The sequence below is a fragment of the Salinivibrio sp. PR932 genome, assembly GCF_001996125.1.
Classification (GTDB): Bacteria; Pseudomonadota; Gammaproteobacteria; order Enterobacterales; family Vibrionaceae; genus Salinivibrio; species Salinivibrio proteolyticus.
The window spans coordinates 22022-38254 of sequence record NZ_MUFM01000025.1 but is presented as its reverse complement, the minus strand read 5'-3'; the positions used below and the strand labels follow the sequence as shown (position 1 = coordinate 38254).

Below are 16233 nucleotides of genomic sequence, written 5' to 3'. Positions count from 1 at the left end.
CAGTCATGGGTGAAACAGATAAAAAGGGGCGCAATGCCCCTTTTTTGTATTGCTCAGACTCGTTCACACTCGAGACGTTGATGGCTAGGAGAGTTTACGCATCAAGCCTTCTTGGGTGGCTGAGGCGATAAGATCGCCTTGCTGATTGAAAAGTTCGCCGCGTACAAAGCCACGCGCACCACTGGCGGAGGGGCTTTCAATCGCAAACAACAGCCACTCATCCATTCTAAACGGACGGTGGAACCACATGGAGTGATCAATGGTGGCCACTTTCATGCCCGGCGTAAGCAGCGTCACTGCGTGAGGCTGCAAGGCCGTGACCAAAAAGCCCCAATCGGCGGCATAGCCGAGTAAATACTGATGGACATGAAAATCGTCTCCCGCTTCACCATTGGCGCGGATCCATAGATATTGCTTAGCCGGCGCGGCATGGGGCTTAAGTGGGTTGATCACCGTGGCAGGTCGCACTTCAATTGGCTTGTCACCCCCAAAGGCTTTGACCACATTGGGGGGAAGCTTGTGAGCGATATCATTGACAAGTGACTGCTCAGAGCGCAAGGTCTCGGGCGCTGGCACGTCGGTTGGCATGGTGTTTTGATGCTCAAAGCTTTCTTCCTCCTCTTGATAAGACGCCGTCAAATAGAAGATGGGTTTGCCGTTTTGCACCGCTTTGATCCGTCGCGTACTGAAACTTTTTCCGTCTCTGAGTATCTCAACGTCGTAGATGATCGGCTGCTCAGGATCGCCTGGGCGCAGAAAATAACTGTGGAATGAATGCAAAAAGCGATCAGGGTCGACCGAGGTTTTAGAGGCCGATAGGGCCTGCCCAATGACCTGCCCACCATACACCTGTGGCAGTCCAAGGTTTTCACTTTGACCTCGGTAAAGGCCAGTATCTAACCGCTCAAGCTGCAGTAATTGTAAGAGTTCTGTCAGTGGTTGGCTCATAAGTCTTTGATACGTGCTATGCTTCCAGTGTTATTGATCAAGCTATCATAACCTTAGCGTTTTTGCCGCATTCAAACGCGTACCAGTGAGGATTCTTTAATGAAGAAACTATCGTTTCTGTTGTTCGCCTTATTCACTGCCTTAGTGTTTACTGCCTGTTCAGGGAATAGCCAACCTAATGATTTAGCGAGTGTTTCCGGCACTTTAGTGTATCGTGAGCGACTTGCTTTACCTGAGAATGCCAGCGTCACGGTCCGTTTGGTAGAAATGAAAAAAATGGGTTCACCCGGTAAAGAGATTAGCCGACAATCATTCGTAACCGAAGGCCAGCAAGTGCCTATTCTCTTTTCACTGAATTACGATCCGAGCCAAATTTCTCCAATACACACATACGTCGTCACGGCACAAATTGATGTGAACGAACGCCCGCTGTTTATCACCAATACCGTCAATAAGGTGATCACGGATACGAATCATACCTTTGATCCCACCCTGACACTGGTGCGAGTCGGCAACTAATCACTACACTGAGAAGAGTCAGTGGAGCACAAGGAGTGTGCATGCGGATCTCTTCTTTGCTTTGGCCTGCGTTGCTTGTCGCTATTGCAGCGGCAGCCAGTTTGGTCTCCGGTTTTTCGTTATCCAGTTGGGCGATTTTCGTCCCGGCTGTTTTTTTCTTTTACCCCGAGACACTCACGAGTTGGTTACTTGTGTTGGCGATGGGGGCGTTTGCCTATGCCATGCCCCAGCTGCCTGCATTGCTCAGTGCAACCAGTTTACTGATGCTGCCCGCCTTGTCATTGTTGATGAACCCCTTGCGTCATATACATGTCAAACTATTGCTGGGTTCAGTGATGGTTGCAATGTTGACCGGCATTATGGCACTGCAATCGGAGGCAAAACTCGCCGGTTCACCTTGGCTATTCACTGTCTTATTGCTGGGATTAGTCGTGGCATGGGGCGCGCTACAGCAATGGCGCTCGTACATGCCACCTCGGCAAAGTGCATGGCTTTTGCTACCAGTGCTTGCCGTGCTGCTTGGTTGGCCGACTGCGCTTTGGTGTGTTTCTGTTGTGGCGGTGATCTGGTTATTGCAGTGGATAGGGCTGACTCCACGGTTTGCCTCCTCGCGTCCCATCGCTTTACATGTATTACCTTGCGTTCCTTTTTTGGTGATCACGCTAGTGACACCCTCACAACTTACCATGTCGCTTTTGGTCGCGTGGGCAACGATGCTAGCGGCAATTTGGATCGGGGAATACTTGTTTTTGGAAGAGCCGGACGACTGACTGGGTGGATATTGCTCATAAGATCAACAGTTAAGCGGCGAAGCTATCAATCCTCCTTGCATTGCATCCAGCCATGCCACATAATGCCCCGCAGTTAAGCAAGCTTAACGACATATCGATGGAGGCCTCCTTGGTTCTCCCGCAACACTATCTTGTGTACTGGGTCAGGTCCGGAAGGAAGCAGCCCGCGCTTGGGACGTGTGTGCCGGGATGCAGCTGGGGAGGCCTCCGCCCTTTCTGCTCTTCGCTTTTTCTCTTATTCTTCGTCGCGTACCCTTCTTTTAATCCATTTATGCGACACGCTTCATTGATAACGTTGATGTTGACACTCGGGTGACACAGCCCCTTACCGCTTAGCTATGATTTAATCATTAGTCGCAATGATAGGTCTGGGGAGAATCGATTGGGTTTTCGAGCGTTAGCCGCGTTACTGTTCGCTTTACTAAGCAGTCAAGTGGCGGCCAGTGAGCTACAAACGCAACTCAAGGGCTTTTATGATGAAGCGTGGCAGGCCGGTCATTTGGTGGTGGCTCAGCCTTCGCTCAATGCATACTCGCAAAACCTGCTGCAAAGCCAAGCACAGTACCCCGATTTTACGCATTTTAACTGGCAAGATCTGGCTGCATTGCATCAGGCGGCGCAGCGGTGTCAAGCCAATCCCCGCATTGTCGATCCCCAGTTATTGATTGCGCAGCGCTTTGAACTTGCTTTGTGTAACGGTCAATCATTACCGCCAGCATGGTTTGTGGAAAATCCGTTATTGCATCCAGCGGGAGGCAGTTATGCGGACCGTTATCTTGCCGCTTATCCGATGACATCACCACCACCTGAAATTATCCAACGGCTGACACTCGATAACGCACAGCACCCCCTACACCAGTCATTGAATGACCTGAGTGCGCAAGGGCGTGACGCGTTACTGAGTGGTTATCGTGCCTATCTAGATAATCACCAGTTGTGGTTGAATGGCGAATTGGGGTGGAAGGTATTGCCTCAATCTGTGTGGTCGCCGATTGCGGAGCATTATCGACTCAGTTTGTCGACTGAGTCGACCGGCTGTGACTATCGCTATGGCAATATTTGCAACCAACTCCACCCGGCTTATCAAGGTGTATTTACCGCGATACTCGTGCTGGTCTGTATTGCTTTAGTGATCGGGCTAGCGCGTAGTGTGTATGATCGTTATCAACAGCGTCGAGAGCGACAATTTATACTTCAACTGCTGACGCATGAGTTACGCACGCCGATTGCCAGCTTGGGGTTAACCGTCGAAATGCTGCGTAATCAATTCGACCAACTCAGCGAAGATGCGCAAGATGTATTGTGGCGACTGTTGGCCGATCATCAAAGGTTGAGTCAATTGACCGAAACCAGCAAAGGCTACTTGAGTACGGATAAGAGTGAGCAGTTTAAGACCCAAACGGCATCGCTGTCTGATTGGCTCGATCACGTATGTGACCCCTTTGATATTGACTATACCCTCGAGGACGATCGCACGCTGACGTTACCCTTCTATTGGTTATCGATTTGCTTGGAAAATTTGATTAAAAACGCGCATCAACATGGTGGGGAAACCGTATGGATTCGTGTGTGTGTGGGAAAACGTGTCCGTGTTTGTGTTTACGATGATGGCGTGTTTCCGTCATGGTGGCAGCGATTATGGCGGCGCTGTCAAGCGCCAACCTCGGAACACAATATGGGCATTGGATTGTTCTTGGTGGCGCGTTTAATGCGTCAAATGGGCGGAAAGCTATTGATAAAACGGCACCCGACTTGCTGTATCTTGGAGTTACCCCAATGAGCCACTTATTATTGATTGAAGACGATAAATTATTGGGTGAGGGCCTACGTCAGTTTTTAGAAACACAAGGTTTTAACTGTACTTGGTTGATGGAAAGCGCAAAGGTTGAGAAGCATTGGTATCACGCGGACTTAGTGATCTTGGATCGCCAATTGGCAGACGGCGACAGCTTGGCGCATCTCCCTACTTGGCTGGCATTGAAAGCGTTACCTGTCATTGTATTAACCGCTAAAATTGAAGTGGAGCAACGGGTTGAAGGTTTGATGGCGGGCGCTAAAGACTATGTGGTCAAGCCATTTGCACATCAGGAACTGTTGGCCCGTATTTATGCCCAGCTTCGTCCCTTGGGAGAGAGTCAACTGCTGTATGGCAGTATCAAGGTCGAGCCCGGTTCACGCGCGGTATATTGGCAAAATGAAGCGGTCACGCTAAAGCCCAAAGAGTTTGATTTATTATTGTTGCTTTTACAAAACCAAGGTCGGGTGTTTCACCGCGAGGAGCTGCTTAATAAAATCTGGGGTTATCAAGCCTTTCCGACAACTCGAACCGTGGATAATCATGTCTTGCGTTTACGGCAAAAACTCCCTGATCTTGCCATCGAAACTCACCGTGGGGTGGGGTATAGGTTGATAGCACAATGATGTGGCACCGTATCGGTATCGCAGCCCTTTGGGGCTTGACTAGTATCAGCGCGCAGGCTGAACAATCTTGGTTTATGGATACGCCCATGCGCGAGGCTTATCAGGCGCTGTTGGTCGAACAGCCCACATTAGCTTGGCAAGAGTTGATGTTTGCGCTGACGCAAGCGCCCGTTGACGAGTCGCACTGGGCGGCACTAAAACACGCCATTATTAATCAAACTGATTGCGGACAGCGTTTGACCGAGCCTAATGGCAAAGGGATCCCTCATGGTTTGACCATTTCTTTTGTACGTCGCGCGGGGGCGTCGAGCCTTGGCTATGAAATCAAGCTCTCGGCGGAGAAGGTGGTAAAAACAACGCGAGTCACACTTATGGATCCTAGTGGGCAAACGGTGTTAAGCGCCACACTTACGGCGCAAGCCAGCTATCAAGAGATTGAGTCTGGCCAATTGTTTACCCAAGTGGATCCGGGCGTTTACGAACTCAAACTTGGCGATCAGCATTACAGTTTGGTGATTTACGGACTACCGCGTCGTCCTTGGGTACAACTCACCGGCCATCCTGATATGCAACTGGCGATTGATTTACCGACAACGCCACAAAGCTGTGCCCCTGCCACGGCGTATTGGCTATGGTTGGACGATGCCTATCGTTGGGTGGATCAAGCGCCAATTTATGCCTCTGGACGAACCGCTGAGGGTGCATTACCCGTTAAGGTTGATTTGCCGACGTCTCCGCCTGCTACTGCAAGCCACTTGAGTGCAACCGTGAGTCACTTTGAATACCAAGGCTCGATCAAGGTGAGCTATGTTGAGCGATTAGCACTACCCCTACCCAATGCTGTCGAGCGCACTGACGCAGTGAATAGCGAATAAAGAGACAGCGAGGTGACAAATAAGGGAGGAAGTTGACATCTAATAGCGCGCTGACATCAACTGGAGACATCGCGTGAACCTATCATCTTTTTATTGTTCTTGTGTTGCGTTGAGCCTAACGCTATTCAGCTTAACTCCCTACGCAGCGCCTCTCACTTTGACCCATCAAGATACACACGTCACCATTAACCCTAGCGATCTGAGGATGCACTGGGACAGCCTACCCATTAATGACGCTAATTTGGCGGTGGGTCAGCAGCCCCAGCAGGTGGTGAATATACGTCACCTAGCGCCAAATCAAGTTAACTGGCGCTGGGTACCTGCCAATATCGAGGTATCTGCCACCTTGGATAACGTGTTGACGTTGTCTATGTCGTTGGATGACAACGCTAAAGTGACACGCCAACGCCCCGTTTCAGTGAATTGGTTTAATTTACCGGTCGAGGACACCCAAGCCTTATTATTGCCGTTTAGCGAAGGAATGCGAATACCCACGGATCATCCGCAATGGATTGACTATCTGCAGGCAAGCCGAGATGGTGCGAATACCACGCAAGATCTAAAAATGCCGTTTTGGACAGCTCAGATAGGTCGTCAATATGTCAGTTACCATCTAGTCACCGCCACCAATAACCGACTGAGTTTTGCTCGCAAACATGACAAACTTGCGACGGGCGCGGTTCATACCTTTACGCCGTTAAATCGCCATGACCCCTTTGTGGTAAGGATTAAACCGGGTCAGCATCCATTGGATGGGGCTAAATGGTATCGCCAGTGGCGGCAAGGGCAGCATCAAGCAACCTCGTTGGCGAAAAAAGTGCAACAAAACCCTGAAACGGCCAAGCTAATTGGCGCGACCCATGTGTATTTATTTGGTCAAGGACCGCTTGCGCGTGATGATGTGAAGGATTGGTGGGGACTTAAACATTGGGCGCTGAATACGTCACCATTGCCGCTTGATGATGAGACCAAAGCGGTGCTCCGAGAGCTTTCCGGTGACCAAGGCTGGTTTAGCAAATATCATAAAAACACTTTGGTGAATGGCATTAATCGTGCATTGGCAGAGATCTTTTCGGCGACCGCTCCCACCGAAAAAGACAATACCATCAAACAGCAGTATCAGGCCGCGCAGCAACGTAAAAAGTGGTTAGCTTCGAGGGCAGGACAGTACCTTAAACCGGCAGACCAGTGGGGGCAGGGGCTTTCCACTGAGATGCTCGACAGTTTACACAAAGCGGGTATCCGTCAATTGTGGTTAGGCTTGGACAATTGGATGCCGGCATTTTATCAGCCGCATGTCGTCGAAAAAGCCAAGCAAGCGGGCTATTTAATTGGCCCCTATGACTCCTACAATACCGCGATCCCACGTGGCGTGAACGATAGCTGGCTGACTGCACAATTACCGGATGTGATGCGCACATCGTGTGCGATTGAACAGCGCAATGGCAAATTGAAAAAAGGGTTTCGCGGCAACGGCTTCTATCTCAATCCTGCCTGTGATGTTGATTATGTCGCTCAGCGTATCGCCGATATCATTAAATATGGACATTTCAATAGCTTGTTTATTGATGTGGATGCGACTGCGATGGCGCGAGAAGATTATCGCCGGGATACTCGCGAAGTCGATATGCTGGCGGCGTTCAATCAACGGATGAAATCGATCGTAGATCGTCAGGCTGTCGTGTTGGGCTCGGAAGATGGCAACAGTTTGACCACGCAGGGCATCGCTTTTGCTCATGGCCTAGAAACGATTGGTTTTGGATGGACAGATAAAGACATGAAGTCTAATCGTGCATCTCCCTATTATCTCGGTCCTTGGTATCCGGATAACAAGCCCGCTTTTTTCTTTCAGCCGGCGAAAGTGAAGCCGCTGTACCAAGCATTGTTATTTGCGCCCCAATTTCGTATCCCGCTTTATCAAGCGGTGTTCCATGATGAGGTGATCAATAGCCACCATTGGCATAGCGATAGCCTAAAGTTTACCAATGTCCGAGCCGAGCGAGATTTATTGGCCATGCTCTATAATGTACCCGCCATGGTGCATTTAAGTCGTGATGAAGCAACGTCGCCATCGCAACCTCGGATTCGTGCGATTAAACATTACCAACAGGGCTTTATGCCAATTCATCAAGCCCTTTGGGACAAAGCCTTGGTGGACTTTCGCTGGTTGGACGAACGCGGACGCGTGCAGCAGACCCAATTTAGCGATGGGTCGACGCTAACCGCCAACTTTACCGACCAACCAGTCGGTATGTCGGGCATCACTGTGCCCGCAAAAGGCTTGATGGCGCAGTTGAGTGATGGAACGCAAGTGGTTTGGTCTGTGTCTGAGTAGGGTTAAGGTGCGCTAACAGAATATAAAAAAGCCCGCATCACGCGGGCTTTTTGCTGAATCCTACTGACTCATGGTTAGTTTAAGTAAGCGTTGAGCATCCACATCAGTTTTTCCTGCTCGCGGATGTAATCACTCATTAGCGCAGATGTCCCTTCATCGCCTGCATCACCAGCAAGGTTCATGATGTCGCGCTGCAGGGCGATCAAAACACTGAAGCCTTCAACCAGTGCGCGGACACCAGCTTGGCCATTCGCTTCAGGATCGTGCTCTTTGATCTCACTGACTTTCAAATACTCGCTAAAGCGGTGCTCAGCAGTACCACCGATAGTGAGAATACGTTCAGCGACTTCATCAATCTTGGTTTGAAGATCGGTGTAAATTTCTTCAAATTTAGTGTGCAACTCGAAAAAGTCGTTACCTTTGATGTTCCAGTGAAAGCCACGCACATTGGTGTAAAGCACTTGATAGTTCGCCAATAGTGTGTCCAAACGCGCGCCTAGCTCGGCGGCTTTGCTGCTGTCTAGTCCAATCAATGCTGCTTGTTTACTCATCTAATGCCTCCTTAGTGGCAAAATCAATGTGTTTGACGTCTACAGATAGCAAACGCCAAGCACTGGAAACGGTGTCGCTTCAAATGATGGAAATAGGATAACTGCCCGATATCAAAAAAGAAAATGGGTTAAACCTATATACCTGATAGGGCGTGCCTATGATGTGATCGACGTAGCGTCGTGGACCATAAAGTGATCGGGAAGGGTATCGAGTCCAGCAATGAGCGCATCCAAACACCGTTGGTCGATTGCCGTATCCACCTCTTCACGCATGATACTCAGCGCCTTATCCACGGGAATAGGACCACGATACGGCCGCTCTGCAGTGATGGCGTCGAATATATCCGCGGTAGTAATGATGCGTGTTAGAAGTGATATATCCCCGCCCTGTACTCCATCGGGGTAACCGGTACCATCGAGCTTCTCATGGTGCGCGCTCGCGAATTGGGCGAGATCGTGGAATTGCTGGATCTTCGAGAGAATCGTTTTACTCAATGCGGCATGTTGCTTGACCTGCTCCCACTCGTCGTCGTCAAGTTTACCGGGTTTATCAAGAATATCGTTGCTAACACCCAGTTTACCGACGTCATGGAGCAACGCGCCGCGCTTGAGCCACTTTTTGTCCTGCTCGCTCACGCCAAGCTCGTCTGCGATCAAGCTTGCATACACAGCTACTCGCTCGCTATGGCCGGACGTGAACGGGCTCTTGGCATCGACAATACGGCCAAAGGCAGCGGCTATCGCATCAAGGTAGTTGTCATCCACCCACACCGTTGCGGTAGCAGGAGCCATCGATAGGACCTGTTCTTTCAGTTGGGGGGCATCAAGGTGCTGCCAAAAGTGGGGGGCGTTAGCGCATTCAATAAATGTATCTACCAGGTGAGGGTCAAACCAAGTTCCTCGCCGCGCTTTGATTTCTTGTAGTGCCGCTTCAATGCCGGATTCGGTGCGAAAAACATCAATAACTTGGGTCATCAAAGCGATACGTGCATAAAGAGGGATCGCGTCACCGCTTAAACTGTCAGGGCGTCCACCTCCATCATAGTGCTCGTCTAGGGCGTAAACCGCGTTGGCAACTGCCTCGCTAAACCTTAGTTCACGCACAATTTCTGCACCACGCGTACAACGGGTTTCAATCAGCTCCTGGGCATACATATCCCCGTTTCGTATGATATCTAACGTCGTGGAAAGCTTTTCCATGAAGCTCCGTTTAACACCGGTATTTTTGAGCACGAAATTGAGCACGCTAGATAAACTGCCATCGACAATTTTATAGCGTTGCTTAAAGGATAAATCGTTAGTGAGATAAAGCTCGCAGATCCGTGCGGCATTGCTACTGCACCCCGCATCTTTTAACAGCAAGGCATAGAAAAGATCGTGACGCTGCTGGGGCGAAAAATCGAGCGCATCGGCCAGCTTCATGCCCATCCAAGCACAACGCATACAGTGCTCGGGAGGTTGACCTTCGGTCATGTCGAGCGCCGTACTCAGCGCGACAATGAGCTCCGATAGGCGTAACTCGGACGATGGCTGGCAAGGTATATCTGGCACGCTAATCTCATCTGATTGTTGACGCATAATCCAATGGCTCGGTGTTAGGTTATTAGTTATCTATACGGCCGTTGACGATGTGTATTTTATTCAGTGAGTCAGTCCTCGAACCGTATCCGAGACTTCTTGCGCACCGGCATGGATATCTTTCATCACTTCATCCACCGCCGTGACTTTTTCTTGTCCGAGCGTGGACTGTTCACTTACTCTTTCCATCGCCTCACTGACCCCCTTAATCAGTTGCAGGTTTTCATCAACCACATCCGCGATTTCGGTGGTCGATTTACTGGTTCGCTGTGATAAACCGCGTACTTCATCTGCCACGACCGCAAAACCACGTCCCTGTTCACCGGCTCGAGCAGCCTCAATAGCGGCATTCAATGCGAGCAAATTGGTTTGCTCGGCAATTTGTTTGATGGTGGTGACGATGTTTTCAATGCTTTGCGCATGTTGGTTCAGCTGATTGACCTGGTTGGAGGCTTCTATTGCTTGTTCAGAAACGTTTTGCGATAGCTGCACCGCTTCTTGCAATAGCACGCTACCGCTTTCACTGTCTTTTAGCGTTTGCTCAGACGACGCTTGAGCCAGTTCAGCTGCATGATTCACAGCCTGATTTTTCTTGACGGTATCTGTGATGTTAGTAGCAAATTTAATCACTTTCACTACTCGTCCATTGGCATCGAACACAGGGTTGTACGTGGCTTCTAGCCATACCTCATTGCCGTATTTATCGCGGCGTAAATATTGTCCTGCGGTGAATTGACCGTCTGCCAGTGATTGCCAAAAGTGGGGGAGCTCATCGTAGAAGTCTTGGTCGCAAAAAATACGGTGATGCTGACCGATAATCTCACTGTCTTTATAGTGGACCGTACTAAGAAAATTTTTATTGGCGCGAATAATAGTACCGTCCGGCTCAAATTCTATTACTGCCAATGAGCGATCAATGGCTTCCAATATAGCGTCTTGACGCTTTGATTGTTGGTATCGCTGGGTAACGTCAGCGGCAAGTTTACGTATCTTGGTGACTTTCCCATTTTCATCTTTGATGGGCACATAGGTTGCTTCCATCCAGATTTCATGCCCCTCTTTGTGGCGGCGTCTAAACACGCCTTGCTGAGATTTTCCTTGCGCCAGTGCTTGCCAGAATTGGCGATATTCTGACGAGTTTGCCGTGTCCTCAAAACAGACTGCGCGGTGATGCTGACCGATTACCTCGTCTCGCTGGTAACCGATAATGGCAAGTAAACGATCATTCACATCGATGACCGTCCCGTCGGGCGTAAATAAAATTGAGGCGATGTGTTGTTGGAGAGCATTAAGCTCTGCTTGAAGCTCTGCTTTTTCTTTCTGGCAAGCGTCTAGCGCGCGTTGAGTCTTTTTGAACATAACTACTTACTTCCCGTTGTCCAAACCCGCGGAGTCATTACCTTTTTATAGACTCCACATATGCTCGTAAAAGTGTAGATGTCCGAGTAAGGCTAGGCGCAGTTTTTCCAGAAAATTATTCATCGCTCATAATGATAGCTACCTTATTTGTTGGTGATTCAAATGACTACCGTTGTTTATAAATCTATCAAATATGTATCTGAGTATGTCATCGCTCTTTCGCTGTGCGGCGAAAGCGCTTAACCTATGCAGTCTTAGTCGATTCTCCTTCCCGCAAATGTAACGTATTCATAACTCTCCTTCATTCCTTGTTACAAATCGACTTTTTTATTTTCAATAATTTCTGAAAATTCGAAATATTCATTGATCCTCAGCAAAGAAACTCCGTATCATTCCCCAGAAGCACTGTGAGGGAGATCAAGATGGAGCTGTCGCAAGAGCTAAGAAATGTGGTGATGCATTTCGGCGAAATGGGAAGTCGGTGGGGATTTAACCGCTCGGTCGGCGAAATGCTGGCACTGATTGTGTTGAGTGAAAAACCGTTAAGTGCCGATGACATTGTGTCGGCGCTCAATATATCTCGTGGCAATGTCAGCATGGCAACCAAAGAATTGCACGGCTGGAACTTGATTCGCTCACAGCGTACCCCCGGAGATAGAAAGGATTACTTTGTGCCTAACGGCACCATCTGGGAGTTGGCGCAGCAGGTACTCGCTGAGAGGAAGAAGCGAGAGGTGGATCCCACCTTATCTATGCTGCGTGCACACTTTATGCGAAGTGAAGATGACGCTGAGAGTCATTCGGTTAAGCAGTTGCATGAGATCCACGATCTTCTCGAGCTGTTTAACCATTGGTTTGACGATGTTCAGCAAATGAAACCTGAGCATTTGAAGAACCTGATGAAACTGGGCAGCAGTGTCGGCAAGCTTCTCGAGCTGTCTGGCAAGTTGTTTCACAGTAAGTCCAACGAACAATCGGGCAGTTAAACTCCTGAGGGTAATGTCATGTTAGATACCTTAATGTTGTCGCGGATCCAATTTGCGGCCAACATCAGCTTTCACATCCTTTTTCCCACTATAACGATCGCCTTAGGGTGGATGCTGGTGTTTTTCAAGTTCAGATATAACCGTACCGGTGAGCAAATCTGGCTAGATACCTATTACTTCTGGGTCAAAGTGTTTGCGTTGACCTTCGCGCTGGGCGTAGTGTCCGGCATCACGATGAGCTTCCAATTCGGGACCAACTGGCCCGGATTTATGGAGAAAGTCGGCAACATCGCTGGCCCATTATTGGGTTATGAAGTGATGACGGCATTTTTCATGGAAGCCACCTTCCTTGGCATTATGTTGTTTGGTAAGAACCGTGTGCCGAATTGGGTTCATACCCTCGCAACCCTGCTCGTGGCGATTGGTACCACCATTTCTGCATTCTGGATTTTGGTGCTCAATAGCTGGATGCATACCCCAACCGGTTTTGAAATCATTGATGGTGTGGTGCACCCAACTAGCTGGTTTGAAGTGATTTTCAATCCGTCGATGCCATACCGCTTAAGCCATATGCTATTAGCGTCTGGTTTGACCGCTTCTTTCTTAATCGCGGGGATCTCTGCTTATCAGAAATTAAAGTCACCGACTTCAGGCGTATCGGACAAGCCTTTGAAAGTGGGTATTACCGCTGCAGCAATTCTGATCCCATTGCAGGTGCTTGTTGGTGACATGCACGGCCTAAACACACTCGAGCATCAGCCACAAAAAATCGCGGCGATGGAAGGTGTGTGGGAAACCGAGCAGGGCGCGCCTTTGCTGCTGTTTGCGGTTCCAAACGAAGAAACACGCTCTAACGACTTTGAAGTGGGGATCCCGAATCTGGCGAGCTTGATTTTGACTCACAAACTCGACGGTGAGATCAAAGGCTTAGAAAGCTTTGAGTATCATCCGCCGGTGAAGCCATTGTTCTTCGGCTTCCGCATTATGGTCGGAGTGGGTGTGCTTATGCTGGTGGTGAGCTGGTTTACCGCTTATCGCGTATGGCGTAATCAACCGATGCCGAAGTGGCATCTGATGGGGCTGGTCGCCATGACATTCTCGGGTTGGGTAGCCACGCTTTCAGGCTGGTATGTCACAGAGATCGGTCGTCAACCTTGGCTAGTGCAGGGGGTGCTAAAAACCGCGGATGCGGTGACACCCGTGGCAAGCTCGCATGTCGGCATTACGTTAACTATCTACCTTACGCTCTACGCGGTGTTGATGGTGGCGTATATCCGTACCTTGTTCTTCTTAGCCAAAAAACGTCTGCCCGAGTACCAGTCAGACAACCACGCTCAGCCGAATAAAGAGGTGAACGCATGAGCATAACTCCTTATCTGCCTGAAATTTATCTGCTGCTGTTTGGCTTCTCGGTATTTATGTATGCCGTGCTCGATGGCTACGACCTTGGAGTGGGGATGCTGTTGCCGAGCTGCAACCAAGCGCAGCGAGACCGTATGATTGCATCGATTGGCCCATTCTGGGATGCGAACGAGACGTGGTTGGTACTGGCGGTAGGTTTGTTGTTGATTGCCTTTCCTGCGGCACACAGCATGATTTTGACCGAGTTGTATTTGCCTACATCCGTGATGCTGGCGGGTCTTATTCTACGTGGTGTGTCGTTTGATTTTCGTGCCAAAGTGAAACCAGAGCGCAAAGACCTTTGGGATCGCTGCTTTAAAGCGGGCTCGTTTATCGCGTCGATGACACAAGGCTACATGATTGGCCGCTATGTACTGGCGTTTGATGACAGCACAGGGGCGTATTTGTTCGCACTGTTAAGTGGCCTTTGTGTGACCGCCGCCTACATCTATATTGGTGGCACTTGGCTGGTGATGAAAACGGAAGGGGACTTGCAAAAGCGCGCGGCGAAATGGTCTCGCCGCGGTGGCTGGCTTGCGGCGCTTGGCGTATTAGCTATCAGTATTGTCAATCCGCTGGTGAGTGAGACAGTAGCCGAGCGTTGGTTTGGCTTCCCTGAGATTTTATTACTGGCACCCGTGCCACTGGTGTGTCTTGCCATTATGTTGTTGGTAGACCGCTATCTGCGTCACGTACCGGTCGAAAATGATGTGGGCTATCAGTTCCCATTCATTGGCGCGATCATTTTGTTTGCAATGAGCTTTTTTGGCTTAGCATACAGCTTCTTCCCTGACATTATCCCCGGCGTGATGACGGCGAAAGAGGCGGCGAGTGCCACTGGTACCCTGTTGATTGTCGGTTACGGTGCGATGTTCGTGCTACCGATGATCTTCTTATACACCCTCTTTGTGTACCGTGTCTTCTCAGGAAAAGCCACCGAGCTTAACTACGAGTAAGCCATACGTAACACACCCCTAGTCGATGAGCCCAGCGATAGACGCTGGGCTTTTTTTTGCTCGGCGTTTGAGTGTGATAGCGATGGTATGCCCGTCACGATAAAACGGTTAGCGGTAACCAGCCTTTTTGATCAATATTTCGGGCCCTAAATATTGGTCGCGCGAAAGGTTATATCTCGTTATAGTTTGTGCTTCTCGACGCTCTAGCTGGAGTGGCCCATCATGGTTTGTGATCAGCTGATGCGTGCTTTCAGACTGGCGTCCCTCCTCTTTTTGTAGATAACGTCGGTTAAATTTTGCGTTTTGTCGCTCATTTTCGCATTTTTGGCTCAGCGTTGAGCGTGTTTTGAATCCTTGACTCGCGGTTGGTTTCGGCCCGCATTGAGTGAAAATGAATCCTTATTCCCCTTACTATTTCCTGCGCCACCATAGCTTTGTGGTGGAATTTCGACCGATTTGTTCACAAATACTGCTATCAGCACAAAAGATTTGATCTGGAACAAACCTTTTTGAAATTGACCTAAATCATTGTTGTAGTTGTATGTTTCTGTTTTTTGAGGGTTGGTCGTGTAGCGATTTGGTTAAAAAATCTATTTGAGATCTAAATATTAGCGTGTAAGATTATATTTAACTAATCGTTCAATTAAAAACGAATGGGAGCAACAATGCCTAAGGTAGGGATGCCGGAAGTACGTAAACCGCAGCCCGTTAATGCCACTATGACTGTGATTGGTCGCGTTGGTCTACATGCGGCACGTATCTCTTTGATTAGTAAGGAAGCCGGCGTATCAACAGGCATTATCNGATCTAAATATTAGCGTGTAAGATTATATTTAACTAATCGTTCAATTAAAAACGAATGGGAGCAACAATGCCTAAGGTAGGGATGCCGGAAGTACGTAAACCGCAGCTCGTTAAAGCCACCATGACTGTGATTGGTCGCGTTGGTCTACATGCGGCAAGTATCTCTTTGATTAGTAAGGAAGCCGGCGTATCAACAGGCATTATCAACCACTATTTTGGTGGTAAGCATGGTTTGCTGGAAGAAACAATGCGCGTGGTATTGCGCGAGCTTTCAGCCACTGTCATTAACACGTTGCGTGGGATCCCTCGTCATCACCACCAAGCGCGTATTAATGCGATCATTAACGCGAACTTTGAAGGTTTTCAGGCCCAATCCGATGTGGTGAAAACTTGGCTCGCGTTCTGGTCATATGCCATGCATGACAATGAGTTACATCGTTTACAGCGCGTGAACGAGAAGCGCTTGCTGTCGCATTTGCGTATTGAGCTTAAAGCGCTATTGCCGGTCGAGCAGGCTGTCATGGTTGCTCAGGGGATTGCAGCATTGATTGATGGTATTTGGTTGCGCGGTGCATTGAACCCTAAAGGTATTGATGCCAATAACGCTCGCACCATTATCAATGACTATTTAGATAAGCAACTGACCTTTTATGGTCGTCCTCAGGGCTAACCCGGGATAGCAGCTGACATGCACACACGAACAGAAAAG

At 49.2% G+C, this 16233-nt stretch carries 14 protein-coding genes, 1 other RNA gene and 1 pseudogene; 12 read left to right on the top strand and 4 right to left on the bottom strand.

Going from position 1 to position 16233, the window contains the following annotated elements:
• Nucleotides 1–84 precede the first annotated feature (84 nt).
• Nucleotides 85–948 carry an acyl-CoA thioesterase II gene (gene tesB / locus BZG84_RS11885; protein ID WP_077479008.1) on the bottom strand — a complete coding sequence of 288 codons (864 nt, stop codon included), beginning with the start codon at nucleotides 946–948 and terminating at the stop codon, nucleotides 85–87.
• Between the two features lie 99 nt (nucleotides 949–1047).
• Between tesB and BZG84_RS11880 the strand changes: the two genes are divergently transcribed.
• The 7 genes from BZG84_RS11880 to BZG84_RS11850 all read left to right on the top strand — a co-directional run bounded on the left by BZG84_RS11880 (nucleotide 1048) and on the right by BZG84_RS11850 (nucleotide 7889).
• On the top strand, nucleotides 1048–1467 hold the full coding sequence (locus BZG84_RS11880) for a YbaY family lipoprotein (RefSeq protein WP_077479007.1): 420 nt from the start codon (nucleotides 1048–1050) through the stop codon (nucleotides 1465–1467).
• A 41-nt stretch (nucleotides 1468–1508) separates the two neighbouring features.
• Entirely contained in the window at nucleotides 1509–2237 is a 729-nt protein-coding gene (locus BZG84_RS11875) for a hypothetical protein (RefSeq protein WP_077479006.1), read from the top strand.
• A gap of 128 nt (nucleotides 2238–2365) precedes the next feature.
• Nucleotides 2366–2462: signal recognition particle sRNA small type (ffs, locus tag BZG84_RS11870), an RNA gene on the top strand.
• A 178-nt stretch (nucleotides 2463–2640) separates the two neighbouring features.
• Nucleotides 2641–4038: an ATP-binding protein gene (locus BZG84_RS11865; protein ID WP_077479005.1), complete on the top strand. Its 1398-nt coding sequence runs from the start codon at nucleotides 2641–2643 to the stop codon at nucleotides 4036–4038.
• Nucleotides 4035–4679, top strand: coding sequence for a response regulator transcription factor (locus BZG84_RS11860; RefSeq protein ID WP_077479004.1), 645 nt, complete (start codon nucleotides 4035–4037; stop codon nucleotides 4677–4679). The genes BZG84_RS11865 and BZG84_RS11860 overlap by 4 nt, the downstream gene beginning before the upstream one ends.
• The gene (locus BZG84_RS11855; RefSeq protein WP_077479003.1) at nucleotides 4676–5554 is read left to right on the top strand and encodes a DUF2861 family protein; all 879 of its coding nucleotides are present in this window, start codon (nucleotides 4676–4678) and stop codon (nucleotides 5552–5554) included. Before BZG84_RS11860 ends, BZG84_RS11855 begins: the two co-directional genes overlap by 4 nt.
• Nucleotides 5555–5759: 205 nt before the next feature.
• Nucleotides 5760–7889, top strand: coding sequence for a glycoside hydrolase (locus BZG84_RS11850; protein ID WP_241825785.1), 2130 nt, complete (start codon nucleotides 5760–5762; stop codon nucleotides 7887–7889).
• Between the two features lie 74 nt (nucleotides 7890–7963).
• Here the strand turns inward: BZG84_RS11850 and BZG84_RS11845 are convergent, their stop codons facing one another.
• The 3 genes from BZG84_RS11845 to BZG84_RS16550 form a co-directional block, all read right to left on the bottom strand.
• Nucleotides 7964–8440 carry a Dps family protein gene (locus BZG84_RS11845; RefSeq protein ID WP_069588020.1) on the bottom strand — a complete coding sequence of 159 codons (477 nt, stop codon included), beginning with the start codon at nucleotides 8438–8440 and terminating at the stop codon, nucleotides 7964–7966.
• Nucleotides 8441–8596: 156 nt separating this feature from the next.
• Nucleotides 8597–9913, bottom strand: coding sequence for an HD-GYP domain-containing protein (locus BZG84_RS11840; RefSeq protein ID WP_241825788.1), 1317 nt, complete (start codon nucleotides 9911–9913; stop codon nucleotides 8597–8599).
• 168 nt (nucleotides 9914–10081) lie between these two features.
• Nucleotides 10082–11377 (bottom strand): methyl-accepting chemotaxis protein, encoded by a 1296-nt coding sequence (locus BZG84_RS16550; RefSeq protein ID WP_077479000.1) that lies wholly within the window; start codon nucleotides 11375–11377, stop codon nucleotides 10082–10084.
• A gap of 422 nt (nucleotides 11378–11799) precedes the next feature.
• Here BZG84_RS16550 and BZG84_RS11830 point away from each other — a divergent pair, with 422 nt between their 5' ends.
• From BZG84_RS11830 to betI, 5 genes and pseudogenes are all read left to right on the top strand, one after another.
• A complete protein-coding gene (locus tag BZG84_RS11830) occupies nucleotides 11800–12363 on the top strand; it encodes a GbsR/MarR family transcriptional regulator (protein WP_069588024.1) in 564 nt (187 codons plus the stop codon).
• 18 nt (nucleotides 12364–12381) lie between these two features.
• Nucleotides 12382–13725 carry a cytochrome ubiquinol oxidase subunit I gene (locus tag BZG84_RS11825; protein ID WP_077478999.1) on the top strand — a complete coding sequence of 448 codons (1344 nt, stop codon included), beginning with the start codon at nucleotides 12382–12384 and terminating at the stop codon, nucleotides 13723–13725.
• Nucleotides 13722–14720 (top strand): cytochrome d ubiquinol oxidase subunit II, encoded by a 999-nt coding sequence (cydB, locus tag BZG84_RS11820; RefSeq protein ID WP_069588028.1) that lies wholly within the window; start codon nucleotides 13722–13724, stop codon nucleotides 14718–14720. The genes BZG84_RS11825 and cydB overlap by 4 nt, the downstream gene beginning before the upstream one ends.
• Before the next feature lie 665 nt (nucleotides 14721–15385).
• A pseudogene (locus BZG84_RS16225) lies at nucleotides 15386–15523 on the top strand (transcriptional regulator BetI); the annotation flags it as partial.
• 68 nt (nucleotides 15524–15591) lie between these two features.
• The gene (gene betI, locus BZG84_RS11815) at nucleotides 15592–16194 is read left to right on the top strand and encodes a transcriptional regulator BetI (RefSeq protein ID WP_069588030.1); all 603 of its coding nucleotides are present in this window, start codon (nucleotides 15592–15594) and stop codon (nucleotides 16192–16194) included.
• Nucleotides 16195–16233: the final 39 nt, after the last annotated feature.

Coding starts and splice junctions, on each gene's coding strand:
- tesB (WP_077479008.1), bottom strand. CDS start 948: ATGAGCCAACCACTGACAGAACTCTTACAATTACTGCAGCTTGAGCGG.
- BZG84_RS11880 (WP_077479007.1), top strand. CDS start 1,048: ATGAAGAAACTATCGTTTCTGTTGTTCGCCTTATTCACTGCCTTAGTG.
- BZG84_RS11875 (WP_077479006.1), top strand. CDS start 1,509: ATGCGGATCTCTTCTTTGCTTTGGCCTGCGTTGCTTGTCGCTATTGCA.
- BZG84_RS11860 (WP_077479004.1), top strand. CDS start 4,035: ATGAGCCACTTATTATTGATTGAAGACGATAAATTATTGGGTGAGGGC.
- BZG84_RS11855 (WP_077479003.1), top strand. CDS start 4,676: ATGATGTGGCACCGTATCGGTATCGCAGCCCTTTGGGGCTTGACTAGT.
- BZG84_RS11850 (WP_241825785.1), top strand. CDS start 5,760: ATGCACTGGGACAGCCTACCCATTAATGACGCTAATTTGGCGGTGGGT.
- BZG84_RS11845 (WP_069588020.1), bottom strand. CDS start 8,440: ATGAGTAAACAAGCAGCATTGATTGGACTAGACAGCAGCAAAGCCGCC.
- BZG84_RS11840 (WP_241825788.1), bottom strand. CDS start 9,913: ATGACCGAAGGTCAACCTCCCGAGCACTGTATGCGTTGTGCTTGGATG.
- BZG84_RS16550 (WP_077479000.1), bottom strand. CDS start 11,377: ATGTTCAAAAAGACTCAACGCGCGCTAGACGCTTGCCAGAAAGAAAAA.
- BZG84_RS11830 (WP_069588024.1), top strand. CDS start 11,800: ATGGAGCTGTCGCAAGAGCTAAGAAATGTGGTGATGCATTTCGGCGAA.
- BZG84_RS11825 (WP_077478999.1), top strand. CDS start 12,382: ATGTTAGATACCTTAATGTTGTCGCGGATCCAATTTGCGGCCAACATC.
- cydB (WP_069588028.1), top strand. CDS start 13,722: ATGAGCATAACTCCTTATCTGCCTGAAATTTATCTGCTGCTGTTTGGC.
- betI (WP_069588030.1), top strand. CDS start 15,592: ATGCCTAAGGTAGGGATGCCGGAAGTACGTAAACCGCAGCTCGTTAAA.